The organism is Candidatus Methylomirabilota bacterium (assembly GCA_028870115.1).
In the GTDB taxonomy this organism is placed as follows: domain Bacteria; phylum Methylomirabilota; class Methylomirabilia; order Methylomirabilales; family Methylomirabilaceae; genus Methylomirabilis.
Window position 1 is genome coordinate 1 of record JAGWQH010000121.1, and the last position, 12,019, is coordinate 12,019.

Here is a 12,019-nt window from a genome sequence, read left to right on the forward strand (position 1 = left end):
GCCATCGTAATCCAGGGTATCGACGATGGGACCGAACTCAAGCGTCATAGACAGCAGACACGGAATGTGCTTGGTCTTGACGCCCTCGACATCAACCATAGTCTCAACGGCCTTCGAGAGATCAATCCGGTACTCATAGCCGTACAGACCGCTTGCCGGCGTACCAGGCTTGCCCGCGAAGGTGCGGGACTCGACAAAAGCCGTTCCCCCGGTCTTCATCGGGATAGGAGTGGTAAGACTGTCGGTAACGGTCACCGCACAGGATTGATCGAAGATGCAGTAGACGGCTGAAGAACTTACCTTGACGGTTTTAAGATGGATCTCACGCTTCGCGCACCCCGCCATCAAGACCAAACCCAGCACCACACTGATGAAAACTGGCACTCTTCCGGTCATCCCTGACTCCTTCTTTCTCCCATGGTTACGCCTGGGTGTTATGTATTCATCTGCTTCTTTACGATCGACTCGTAGGCGCTTAGCGGTTTCTTAACTCCGAACTGAAAAGGTGATTAGATCTCCCGACTCCGTTCGTTACCCACGTTCCGTCTCCCGCTCTTCCTGTTCCAGGTCGGCGCGCGCAGGCAGGCGGAAAATAGAAGGTTGGGCCACAAGCATGCCGACCGCGAAGCACACCTACTGAAAAAGGTTCCGGTACGTTGTCTTTGCGCTCATCAGTGACATTCAGGGCGTCGCTGCGAACCGGCTGATCAATCCGCCAAGCGTCATGTTCTCGGCAATCGCATCGTGCGGGATGAGGACATACGTCCACGGCTTGCCCCCATTGCTGATAGCGTGGGTCGCGGCGCGAGCGCACCACGTCACAGCCGCTTCTTTCTTTGCCAGTACCTCGGTATCGGTCATCTCATTTCGCGCCTTCGGTTCGAGCATGTAGATGACCCTCTCCGTTTCAGCCACAGAGTCCGGGACATAGTCGTGGTAGTCAATGCCCACTTTATAGGAAATCTGGAACTGCCCCTGCGCTGGTTTGAACCACTTCTGGACCTCCCGGTCGAGAATCACGGCAAGTTTGCGCTCTGAGTCGGACTGACACTTTTGGGAGAGCAGCCGAAAAAAGGCTTTTCCTTAACTGCCTGCTGACAACCACTTTTTACCCTGGAGCGGCTTCTTCGTCTACAAGTTCCGGCGAGATTAACGCCCGTAGTTCTAACCCCTCGATCTCCTGCAATGTCTTCCCTGCGATTCCCTGCAGGTCGCCGTACATGCCAACGGTTGACTGCATGACACGGTCGATTTGTTCCTCGCGCTTGGCCCATTGCTTCGTGATGGCTTTCTTCTCCTTATCGAGGTCTTCCTGCATTGAAGAGAAAGCCTCCACTATTGCCTGCACGCGTTGGCGGAAACGTGGACCCGTCAAATATTGATAAATCATCTCGGTCTTGGTTTGCTGTCCTTCAGACGCTTGGCGTGCTAAAGCAACCTCTACCAACATATGGCGAAGCGCCACAGCAACGGGAATCACCGATCTGGGATCCGTTATCCAGACCTGATCAATCAATCCAAATGTCTCCATACCCTTAGGAAGGGTTTGGCTCACTATGACGGCAATCTCTGCCTTTGCCGATCGCTGGTCATCGCGAAGCTTTGCCAGCCAACCATCGCTCCAGTTTTTGGTCCGCTTTGTTTCCCACAGTATTACTCCGCAAGGCTGACCGGCAAGACCGCAAACGATTTGCAGCACATCGCCACCGTGCTCGCCCTTCGGGACAGGCTGAATGGTGTCACGAGGGAACTTGGCGCTCAACAACGCTTCAAGCTCAAGCTCCTGCACTTCCCCTTGGAGTTGCTGTGACCCCTGCTCAGCCCTGCGCTTCAGATCCTCGATCTGTTTCTGCATTGAGGTAATGGTCTGCTCCTTCTCCATCACCTTGAGTCTTAGGGATTCCTCCGCTTCTTTTTTCGCCTGGTCACGGGTTGTGGCAAGCCCCGCCTGCACTCGTTTCTCAACCGTTAGTTCAAGCTCCCGCTTGGCATCATCAAGCTCACGTTGTTTTCTGAGGAGGTCGGCTTGGGTCTTCTGGGCCTCAGCAAGCTTCTCGTCACGCTGTTTCAAGATTTCTTGAAGGTCTGCTATCTCCGTGGCCTTTTGCTGAAGATCAGTCGCCAGGGCAAGTTTAGCCTTCTTCGCTTCCTCGGCTGCGATTTTTGCGTGTTCCTGCCTCAGCTTCTCGGCGACGTGGTCATCGAGAGACTCTTTTGCCTTATTGAGGGCTTCCTCGCGGTCATAGAGCGACTGTTCTCTCTTAGCGAAGTCGGCGTCTTTTTGGGTTAGACGCTTCTCGTACTCGCGCCTGGTAGCCTCGATGAGCGGCGCGGCAAGCGATTCTGTGAGCTTGATCTCAGCCTTGCAGCTTGGACAGATGATTGTTGGCTCGGTCACCTGGAATCCCTACCCGTTTCCCTCATCGCCGCGCGGAAAACCGGCGTTCCGCTTCCTTGATCCAGGCCTCGTCTACCTGGGTCAAGGGTTTGCGTTGCACGCTGCGCATCAGGCGTTCAGCCGGCGCCTCCCGATCCTTGACCGGCAAGCGAATGGCCTCCCGTTCAATCTCAAGTAACTTCGGACTCATTGTGTACTCCTCCTCATGAAACCTCGTTCCTATTTTTCGGGTATTGTTGCATGCCTGCAACAAAAAATAAACCCACCTTACCGGAATACTTATGCCAGCTTCCACCGGATCGGAAACAGCGTCGTCCGTGAGACACGCTGTTGCAACTCGCTCTCGATCTCCGTACGGCAGCACCTGGCGGCGCAGCGTCCGGTGACACAGCGGTTGCAAACGAGCCTTCAGCGTGTTGAACACTGCGTGGTTGTTCAGATAGGCAAACTGCTCACGGAAGCTCTGGACATCGCCGAATGTACGCTCATCAATGACGCTCACCAGGCCGGCCTCGATGGTCTTGCCCAGCCCCACCTCATCAGCGAGAATGGCGCCTTTCGAGAAAGGAGACCGGAAGGCGAACAGCGCAGCTTGCGCTTGGTGGGGATTGAGGTCTACCTGGACATCGACGAGTGCGCCGGCGAGCTTCTCTATGCCGTCGGACGGACAGCACTTGGTCAGCTCGTAGGCCAAGTACGTCGCGTGGTACGGCGTCAAGTCCATCCGGGGCTTCAACCGATCTGGTACTATACGGACCGTCTACCTTCGCGCCCCTCAGACTCCTTGTTTTGCGCATCGTGGTGATAGTGCGTCGGTTCTTCGAAGACGCCATCACAGATGGAGTGCTCAACGAGGTTGCTCATATCCGTTGGAATTCGCTCCAGTCAAGACCGAGCTGATGTACGATCGCCCGAACGGTCCCGAGCTTGAGATCTTTTCCGCCCCAGTCCGGGACTGTGGTCCCCCGCCCCGTAGCAGAATTGCGCCATTTCCGATGCGAGCCTTCCTGGTGTCGTAGAATTTCAATACAACCCATAGCTCTCAATTTGACCTCAATCTTCCAACACTTCGAGATTCGGACACCAGGCACTCGAACCAGATTGGATCGGCCTGTGGGTCTTGCCGGACATTCGCAGGTAGCGGCCTGCCTTGATCTTCGTACAGCTCCAGCGCCGCCTCCAGAGCGTCGTTCACGTTCCGCATGACCTCTTCCGGCGTATCTCCCTCCGTGATGAGCTCCGGCAATACCGGGCTGGCCACCGTGTACCCCCCTTCGGGCTGAGGACTCAACACTAGCGGAATCTTGTAGAGTTTCGGCATGGCACTCACTCCTTTGCCTTGGATATATCGAGCTCTGCCAGCATCGCATTCCCTCGCTAGGTACGCACCTATGGACGATCTTCATACTGGGAGTAACATGTTGTTACTTCAAGGCTTGTGCCGTGAGCACAGCCCCTCATTGTCGTAACATGTTATTCCACATGGCAAACCTTGGCAAGGATACAGGAGAGCATGGAGGGATAGTACAGGGAGGCAGCGATGATAGGTAGGGAGCGGCTACACTGGAACCACCTGCCTGTCTCACGTCCGGCACGGCAGGCAGGTGGCCCAACCCAGAGAGGGGATTACGGCTTCGCGGTCAAGCGACCACGAAGCCTATTCCGGACCGCATAGGGGGTGTTTTCTACGTCCGCTGAGCGCTTCGTGGCTCTACGGTAGAGCCATTGCCTCGCCAGTCGGCCGTCCGGTTCAAGCGTCCACTGACTGGCCTGCTGAAGGACTTTCCTGTAACCGGCTTTCCGGCCCAGCGGCTCGGACGGGCTACGCGATTGCTCCTGAGGTTCTGCCCGCCTGTCCCGTTTCCGGCAGGACTCACTGTGATCCCCTGTGTGGCGCGCCGCGCTGCATTCGCCTTCGCCCGCACCCGCTCTTCCGCTTTTCGGGCGCGGATGGCAGCAATACGTTCGGCGAGGGGGATCTCAAAGCGCTCAGTAGGTGTCGTTGCGTAATTAAACCCCGGAACCTTCTGGCGGGGCAGGCGTGTACCGATGGCGCGCTCGATGGCGCGGAGAGTGTCCTCTTCGTTCGGAGAGACAAGGGTGTAGGCATCGCCCGTCGCGTCCACCCGTCCCGTGCGCCCGACCCGGTGGATGTAATCTTCGGGGAGCTGCGGAACGTCGAAATTCACGACGAGACCTAGCCCCTCCACGTCGATGCCGCGGGCGGCGATATCTGTCGCGACCAGGACGCGACATCGTCCCCTCTTGAAACTCGCCAGAGCGTCGGTCCTCTGCGCCTGGCTGCGATTGCCATGGATTCTTTCACAGGTGACCCCGGACTTTTCAAGGAAGTCGGCGAGCCGGTTGGCCCGGTGCTTGGTTCGGGTGAAGGCGAGGACGTGCTTAGATGCGCTGGTCCTCACCAGTTCCAGGAAGAGGGTGGACTTCAGCTCATGCGGGACAGGGTAGGCTACATGAGTGATCCCTGCCGCCGGCGCGGCCTTGCGCTCGATGTTCAGGGAGACCGGGTTCTGCAGCATGTCCCTGGCGAGTTCCATGATGGGCGCCGGCAAGGTCGCCGAAAAGAGCAGCGTCTGCCGTTTCTTGGGGACGTGCTGCAGGATGCGGCGGATGTCCGGCAGAAAGCCCATGTCGAGCATGCGATCCGCCTCATCGAGCACGAGGTGCTCGATACCGGAGAGGCGCGCATACGGGTACTGGAAATGGTCGAGGAGCCGTCCCGGGGTGGCAATCAGAACATCCACGCCTCTGCGGAATGCCCCTTCCTGTGGTCCCATGGACACGCCCCCGTAGACCGCGGCGCCCTTCAGGGACGTGTGCGCCGCGAGTTCGTGGAGGTGCTCCGAAATCTGCGCCGCCAGCTCACGGGTGGGTGCCAGGACGAGCGCCCTTGTGGTTCCCCTGGGCTTGTCTGCGAGGCGGTGGAGGATGGGGAGCAGGAAGGCCGCAGTCTTGCCGCTTCCCGTTACGGCGGAGGCCATGACATCCCTCCCCTCCAGGAGGGGCGGGACAGCCAGGCGCTGGATCGGCGTGGGGTGCTCAAACCCCATGTTGTGGATGGCTTTCAACAGGTTCGCGTTGAGTCTGAATGACGAAAACGACATGATTCTCCAATGCTGGTGTCGGGCGCGCCTGTCCTTTGATGGGCAGAACGCATCCGTGCTGTTTGTCCGGTCAGTTTGAGTGGGGTAACGGTGGGATCACCGGAGAAGTCACCGTGCGGGATTGAACGTCCCAACTCGACAATGGATCGGGCCGCGTCACGGCCTCGATCAACCTCACTGCTGCAATGTCGAGTAACTATAACACGCCTGCCGCGTTCTTCCAAGGGGAAAGTTTAGGTGGCGGCTATCGGCCCGGGCTCCTGGTTCTCATTGAGCTGGAAGCGAGCACACACTAGCCCCTATAGCCCCGGCTCCTCATGCAGCCCCGGTACGCAGCAACGTAGCGGGCATCACTCTGCCTGCCCTCGTTGAGACCGTAGAAAGTGCCTGCAGTCGCCCCCACCAGGCCTCCGATGCCGGCTCCCTTGCCGGCGCCTCCGCCGCCTCCGGCGATCGCGCCGCCAGCCGCGCCCACGCCAGCGCCGATAGCCCCTCCGACCAAAGCGTCCTTGAGGGTCTCGGTTGTCTTGTCGCCGGCCATGGATCTCGCATACTGATTACACGCCGCGACGTCCGAAGCCGACGGTCTCGCTACGAGGGACGGCGCCATCTGCGGTGAAACGGCTCGCGAGACCCGCCCTCGAGGGGTCTCGGCAACCGGCGTTGTTTTCTGATTACCGACCCAGTTTGCGACCACCAGTCCGGTAATCAGTGCCGTGACAAAGACCACCGCCATCCCGATTGCAGTGAGCTTCCACAGATTCCACCTCTGATCCAACATCGCTTTCTTCTTCTCCCTTCTCAACGTTCCGGGTCAAAAGGATTGGTGATGTTGATTGTAGAGCGACCGCTTATCCCCTTCTCTCCTGAGCACGGCGACTGATGTTGCCTTGGCAAGCCTTAGCCCAAAAATTGTCGCCACTCGCACCCACATTCCTCTTCCAACTCACTTCTTTCTTCACACCTCGGTGAGCAGTCAGTGTGTGGCCGCTCCTCATTCGGCAATCAAAGGGTTCACCTCATCCCAAGGCAATCTCCGTGCCAAGCAGCCGCCTCAGATTTCTTCTATAATTACAGCGATGCGTAGCCTTCGACCACACGGGACTAGTGTAGATTTTTCATTCTGTTTTCAGGGGGTGGAAGAGAAGACCACCGATCTCTTATACGTGGGGGCAGCATGTCGGTGATCGTTCAGCAAGTCAGCGAAGCGACGAAAGCCGTGGCGAGCCGGAAGATAGCGGAGAGGTTACCAGTTAACCCTGAATCTGTCTTGCCACTTCAACAATTACATACCTGTGGAAGATTTAACCGTTCCCAAGCGCCAACTGCAACCAGCGCGAGGGAGGCACTCTCGCAAAATCAAGGTATTACCTGTATACGGGTGTTGGCACCGTGTATGCATTTTACTGAAAGCATTAAGGTGGTAGTTTCTCTACGGCGATCGGTATGTTTCTCGGATGCAACTTCTGCGGCCGGATACTATAAGGGGAGGGTATTTGAGATGAAAAGCGCGCTTGTCCTCGCTGCCAGCACCGTAGCAGTCGCCTCGTACCTGATGGTGATGCCGGTCCCCGTCAATGCAAACGATTTCAGCATAGGCATCAACGTCGGGGCACCTCCACCGCCTCCAGCGATCGTCCTCCCAGCTCCACCGCCACTTGTCGTTGTACCCGGGACGCCGGTCTACTATGCGCCGAGCGTGAGCGTTAATTTCTTCGCGTACGACAGGCGATACTACAGCCACCACAACGGTGCATGGTTCGTAGCGCCGTCCTATGCCGGCCCATGGAGCTTCATCGCCGTAGAAAGGGTACCCCGACCCGTCCTCGCCGTACCGGTGGCCTACTACAAGGTCCCGCCCGGTCATTGGAAGAGAGGCGAGGGCCGACCGCACTGGGCAGGTCGCGGAAGAGGTTTCCGGCACAAGGAGAGGGAGGATGACTAGGTTGGCTTCGCGCACGTTCCGCCGCCCACCTCACCCAACTCCCAATACAATTCCGATCAGAATGCGGAATTTTTGCGTATGAACATCGGAGTAGAGAGCGGTGGCGCGCTCTCTACTATCGCGTATGGGAATCACCCGTAAACTTCACCGGCTCTTCGCCTGCTACGTTAGCCGGCGTGATCGTCCAGTTCCCTCCACAGGAGGTACTGGCTACCTTTCCGGCTTGCTCTGATCCCGCAACTATCAGGGTCACGCCGCTTGCCAGCCCGCCTAAAATACAGAAGGCCGCCTTGAACGGGAAATAGACGAATGTCCCCACGGCACTTCCGATCCCTGTACCGACCTGTCCGAGCGTACTCTTCGGCCTGCCTGATTCTGACGCCGCCCAGCTTTGGGTGCTATGCGCGATCAGGAGCATTGCGATACCACATGCGACGATCTGCCTCATCTCGCCCCTCCTCCTGTTGATGGTTTTCTAAACTAGCGCCATATTCTCTGGTGTAAAATAGTGAGGAATGGAGAACGGTTATTACACACCCGCGCCGATCGAGATTGCTCGCGCGAACTGCCATCGCCGGATGATACCATGTCGCATACGCCAAAGCCAGCCTCTGAAACCGCGAGCATCGCCCAACAGATCTCAGCCTCACGCCTGCGGGCTCACATCGAGCGCCTCGCCGGCGAGCTCGGCGAGCGCAACGTCTTCCGGCCCGAGGCGCTGCGCGCCGCCGCAGACTACATCGAGGCCGAGTGGCGCCACCAGGGCTACCAGGTTGTCCCCCACTGGTACGACCTCTCCGGCACGCAGTGGGCTAACCTGGAGATCACGCGGCTCGGGTGCACTCGACCGACAGAGATTCTGCTTATCGGCGCCCACTACGACTCGGTGCAGGGGAGCCCGGGCGCCAATGACAACGCCAGCGGCGTCGCCGCCCTGCTTGAGCTGTCGCGACTGTTCGCCGACATCACGCCGGCGCTGACGGTTCGCTTCGTGGCTTTCGTCAATGAGGAGCCGCCGTTCTTCTTTACACGGCGGCAGGGGAGCGTCATCTATGCCAAGGCCGCGCGTGCCCGCGGCGATGCCATTCGCTTGATGGTTTCGCTGGAAACGATCGGCTCCTACCGGGACGAGCCCGGCAGCCAGCGCTACCCGCCCCTCTTCCGTTTCTTCTACCGGAACCGCGCCAACTTTATCGCCTTCGTCTCCAACTTCCGCTCGCGCGTCCTGATGCGCCGCGCAGCGCAGGCCTTCCGCCATGCCTCCGATTTTCCGCTCGAGCACGTTGCGACCTTCTTCTTTATTCCCGGGGTCGCTTGGAGCGATCATTGGTCGTTCTGGCGGCAAGGCTACCCTGCCTTCATGGTCACCGATACAGCCTTCTACCGCTACCCGCACTACCATACGAGCCACGATACTCCCGAAAAGCTGGCCTATCCGGAGTTGACCCGATTGACAGCGGGGCTCGCCGAGACCTTCACAACGTTAGCCCTGGGCGGCCTGGACAAAGAAGGAGACTAGCCTCCTGCGGCTATTCCGATGCCAAGCGGTAGCCCACGCCTGGCTCGGTCAGCAGATAGCGCGGACGCGCCGGGTCGGCTTCGAGCTTCCGCCTGAGCTGGGCGACATAGACCCGCAGGTAGTGCGCCTGCTCGGTGGACTGGGGGCCCCAGACCTCCTTCAGCAATTGTTGCTGGGTCACCACCTTTCCCGCATAATGAATGAGCGTCGTCAGTAACCTGTACTCGATTGGAGTCAGGTGGACCTCCCGCCCCGCAACCGTAACCCGCCTGAGCGCCAGGTCTACATGCAGATCGCCTATGGCGAACGTTGACTCGGCAGTTGCTGTCGAGTTGCGCGCTGCGTGTCGCAGGACCACCCGCATGCGAGCCAGCAACTCGCCCACCCCGAACGGCTTGCTTACATAGTCGTCCGCGCCCGCATCCAACGCAGCAATCTTGTCGCGTTCCTGCCCCCGCGCCGAGAGGACGATGATCGGTACAGCGGTCCACTCGCGGAGCCGGCGGATGACCTCGAGGCCGTCGATATCAGGCAGACCGAGGTCAAGGATGACGACGTCAGGCTGTCGCGTCGCAGCTTCCGTCAATCCCTCCTCACCTGTGGCTGTTTCAACGAGCCGGTACCCTTGACCAGTCAGAGAAGCGCGGAGGAAACGACGAATCGGTCGTTCGTCCTCGATAAGCACAACAACCGGTCCACTCGTCCGAGCATCCGCGCCCCCCTCTTGAACCGCTGCGTCCAGACTGTCCGGAACATCAGGCATCGATCCCCTCCAGCTCCGGGGGAGTGCCGGTCAGAGGGATGGTGAAGCGAAACGTCACGCCACCCTCAGGTCGGTTCTCGGCCCAGATGCGACCGCCATGCGCCTCCACGATCCCCCTGCAGATGGCCAGCCCGAGACCGGCACCGCGCGAGGTGCGCCCCGGACCACGGTAAAACTTGTCAAACACCCGCTTTTCGTCGCCCGGCGTGAGCCCCGGGCCGCGGTCCGCCACCTCCACGGTGACCGCTCCAGGTTCCGCCCAGGCCGTGATCTCGAGCGGACTGTCATCCGGCGTGTGCTTGATGGCGTTGTCCAGCAGATTGATCAACACCTGCTCCAGCAGGACGTCGTCGATCGGCACGAGAGGCAGATCGGCCGGCAACGAAGTAGTCACGGAGCGGTCGCGCAAGAGCTTCGCCAGGCGGCCCAGCGCGACGCCAACCACCTCTTCCAGCGGGTACCACTCTTTCCTGGCCTGGAGGGTTCCGGACTCGAGCTGCGTCATCTCGAGCAGGTTGTTCACCAGGCGATTGAGGCGCTCGGCCTCCTCGGAGAGCGTTTCGAGCAGCTCTTTCTGGGTCACCGCATCGAGCATCTTGTCACCTTCCAGCAGGCTGCTGGCTGCCCCGGTGATGGAGGCGAGGGGCGTCCTGAGATCGTGGGAGACCGAACTGAGGAGCGAGCTACGCAGTCGCTCGGCTTCTGCGCGTATCTGCGCTTCTTGCGCGGCCTCGGCGAGCCTGGTGCGCTCCAGCGCCAGGGCGGTCTGATTGGCGAAGGTCTCAAGCTGGTGCAGTTGCTCGGGCGCCTGCAGCGATTGTGGCTCTGCCGGTTGCAGCCCCAACACGCCGAGCGTCCCCTGGGACGCAACCAGCGGGAGGTACAGCGCCTTTGCCCCCGGCAGTGTTGACGTCCCGAGTCCGGCCATCTGCCCGTGCTCATGCACCCACTGAGCCACCCCGAGCTCGGAACTGGTCATCTCGAACTGAGCCGAGAGCGCCGTCTGCAGACTGAGGTGGCCGCCCGGGTCAGGAAGTAACCACGCCACCTGGCCCCCAAACACCTCGGCGATGTGCCGGCCGGCGGCCCGCAGGAGATTGTCCACGCCTCGCGTGCTGGCCAGCTCCCGGCTCAGCGCGTACAGCGCCGCGGTCCGTCGCTCACGCTGGCGCGTCAGCTCTGCGTGGGTGCGGATCCGCACCGTGAGCCCGCTGATGACGAGCGCAACCACCAGCATAACCGCAAAGGTGATGAGATATTGGGCATCGGCCACGACAAAGGTGAGGTAGGGAGGCACGAAGAAGAAATCGAAGGCCGCCACACTCAGGATGGAGGCCAGGACAGAGGGACCAGGCCCGGATCGAGCGGCGACGCCGGTCACCCCGAGCAGGTACACCATGATCAGATTGGAGAGCCCGAAATACGGAAACATCAGCCACGCCACCGCCGTGCAGAGCGTGACGACAGCCATGGCGCGGCCGTAGGCGGACCAGTCCAGCTCAGGGGCTCGCTCCACCCTGGCAACCGGCGCGGGCGGAGCCCCGGTCCGGCTGATGACATAGATGTCGATGTCGCCACTGCCGCGCATCAGGGCGTCTACGATCGAGCCCGCCGTGATTCGCCTCCAGAGGGAGCGAGATGGCTTCCCCAGGATGATCTTGGTGACGTTACGCGCTTTGGCGTACCGCAGGACCTCCTCACTTTCATTGGCCCGCAACCCGCTTAAGGTCACCGCCTCCGCCCCAAGCGTCTCAGCCAGCCGGAGCGTGTCGCCAACGCGCCTGCGGTCTGCCTCATTCAGCCGCGCATGCGCGGGCGTCTCGATGTACACCGCGATCCATTCCGCTCGCAGCGCCGCTGCCATCCGCTTACCGGCCCGGACAGTCTGGGCAGCATGAGGACTCGGACTGACCAGGACCATCAGACGCTCCGTGACGGGCCAAGTCGTGGGGATGGTCTGGTCGCGCATATATGCGCGCATCTCCGCGTCCACGCGGTCGGCCGTGCGCCGCAGCGCCAGTTCCCGAAGGGCGATCAGGTTGCCTTTCCGAAAGAAGTGGTCGATCGCCTCCCTTGCCAGCTCCGGGACGTAGATTTTGCCTTCCTTGAAACGCTGCAGCAGGTCGTCGGGAGGCAGGTCGATCAGCTCGATCTCTTCGGCCTGTTCGAGAACCGAGTCGGGAATCGTCTCACGAACGATTACTCCAGTGATCTTGGTAACAACGTCGTTGAGACTCTCGAGGTGTTGGATGTTGAGCGTGGTGTAGAC

13 protein-coding genes are annotated in these 12,019 nt (G+C 60.0%); 2 read left to right on the forward strand and 11 right to left on the reverse strand.

The features are described from left to right. From KGL31_14220 to KGL31_14255, 8 genes are all read right to left on the reverse strand, one after another. Positions 1-396 (reverse strand): hypothetical protein (locus KGL31_14220; protein ID MDE2323034.1); only part of this gene is annotated, 396 nt, incomplete at its 3' end. Between the two features lie 285 nt (positions 397-681). Then, positions 682-1,020, reverse strand: a complete 339-nt coding sequence (locus KGL31_14225) for a hypothetical protein (protein MDE2323035.1) — start codon at positions 1,018-1,020, stop codon at positions 682-684. 88 nt (positions 1,021-1,108) lie between these two features. Beyond that, the gene (locus KGL31_14230; protein ID MDE2323036.1) at positions 1,109-2,398 is read right to left on the reverse strand and encodes a DUF2130 domain-containing protein; all 1,290 of its coding nucleotides are present in this window, start codon (positions 2,396-2,398) and stop codon (positions 1,109-1,111) included. 22 nt (positions 2,399-2,420) lie between these two features. Next, a complete protein-coding gene (locus KGL31_14235; protein ID MDE2323037.1) occupies positions 2,421-3,122 on the reverse strand; it encodes an addiction module protein in 702 nt (233 codons plus the stop codon). Between the two features lie 136 nt (positions 3,123-3,258). After that, on the reverse strand, positions 3,259-3,435 hold the full coding sequence (locus tag KGL31_14240; protein ID MDE2323038.1) for a type II toxin-antitoxin system HicA family toxin: 177 nt from the start codon (positions 3,433-3,435) through the stop codon (positions 3,259-3,261). Between the two features lie 5 nt (positions 3,436-3,440). Then, on the reverse strand, positions 3,441-3,719 hold the full coding sequence (locus tag KGL31_14245) for a type II toxin-antitoxin system HicB family antitoxin (protein MDE2323039.1): 279 nt from the start codon (positions 3,717-3,719) through the stop codon (positions 3,441-3,443). 364 nt (positions 3,720-4,083) lie between these two features. Next, complete coding sequence (locus KGL31_14250) at positions 4,084-5,523, reverse strand: DEAD/DEAH box helicase (protein MDE2323040.1); 1,440 nt, start codon at positions 5,521-5,523, stop codon at positions 4,084-4,086. Positions 5,524-5,815: 292 nt separating this feature from the next. Continuing rightward, positions 5,816-6,304: a hypothetical protein gene (locus KGL31_14255; protein MDE2323041.1), complete on the reverse strand. Its 489-nt coding sequence runs from the start codon at positions 6,302-6,304 to the stop codon at positions 5,816-5,818. A 720-nt stretch (positions 6,305-7,024) separates the two neighbouring features. Here KGL31_14255 and KGL31_14260 point away from each other — a divergent pair. Continuing rightward, a complete protein-coding gene (locus KGL31_14260) occupies positions 7,025-7,468 on the forward strand; it encodes a hypothetical protein (GenBank protein MDE2323042.1) in 444 nt (147 codons plus the stop codon). 115 nt (positions 7,469-7,583) lie between these two features. On the opposite strand, the gene KGL31_14265 is transcribed toward KGL31_14260, so the two are convergent. Continuing rightward, entirely contained in the window at positions 7,584-7,916 is a 333-nt protein-coding gene (locus KGL31_14265) for a hypothetical protein (GenBank protein MDE2323043.1), read from the reverse strand. 138 nt (positions 7,917-8,054) lie between these two features. Between KGL31_14265 and KGL31_14270 the strand changes: the two genes are divergently transcribed. Beyond that, the gene (locus tag KGL31_14270) at positions 8,055-8,987 is read left to right on the forward strand and encodes a M28 family peptidase (protein MDE2323044.1); all 933 of its coding nucleotides are present in this window, start codon (positions 8,055-8,057) and stop codon (positions 8,985-8,987) included. 10 nt (positions 8,988-8,997) lie between these two features. Here the strand turns inward: KGL31_14270 and KGL31_14275 are convergent, their stop codons facing one another. Together KGL31_14275 and KGL31_14280 are read right to left on the reverse strand one after the other, a co-directional pair. Continuing rightward, a complete protein-coding gene (locus KGL31_14275; GenBank protein ID MDE2323045.1) occupies positions 8,998-9,750 on the reverse strand; it encodes a response regulator in 753 nt (250 codons plus the stop codon). Beyond that, on the reverse strand, positions 9,743-12,019 hold a 2,277-nt coding region (locus tag KGL31_14280), incomplete at its 5' end, for a sensor histidine kinase KdpD (protein ID MDE2323046.1). The genes KGL31_14275 and KGL31_14280, both read right to left, overlap by 8 nt.

Bases quoted from the DNA above. Each gene is read 5' to 3' on its own strand.
- KGL31_14265 (MDE2323043.1), bottom strand. From the start codon at position 7,916: ATGAGGCAGATCGTCGCATGTGGTATCGCAATGCTCCTGATCGCGCAT.
- KGL31_14255 (MDE2323041.1), bottom strand. From the start codon at position 6,304: ATGTTGGATCAGAGGTGGAATCTGTGGAAGCTCACTGCAATCGGGATG.
- KGL31_14235 (MDE2323037.1), bottom strand. From the start codon at position 3,122: ATGGACTTGACGCCGTACCACGCGACGTACTTGGCCTACGAGCTGACC.
- KGL31_14245 (MDE2323039.1), bottom strand. From the start codon at position 3,719: ATGCCGAAACTCTACAAGATTCCGCTAGTGTTGAGTCCTCAGCCCGAA.
- KGL31_14260 (MDE2323042.1), top strand. From the start codon at position 7,025: ATGAAAAGCGCGCTTGTCCTCGCTGCCAGCACCGTAGCAGTCGCCTCG.
- KGL31_14240 (MDE2323038.1), bottom strand. From the start codon at position 3,435: ATGGGTTGTATTGAAATTCTACGACACCAGGAAGGCTCGCATCGGAAA.
- KGL31_14275 (MDE2323045.1), bottom strand. From the start codon at position 9,750: ATGCCTGATGTTCCGGACAGTCTGGACGCAGCGGTTCAAGAGGGGGGC.
- KGL31_14270 (MDE2323044.1), top strand. From the start codon at position 8,055: ATGTCGCATACGCCAAAGCCAGCCTCTGAAACCGCGAGCATCGCCCAA.
- KGL31_14250 (MDE2323040.1), bottom strand. From the start codon at position 5,523: ATGTCGTTTTCGTCATTCAGACTCAACGCGAACCTGTTGAAAGCCATC.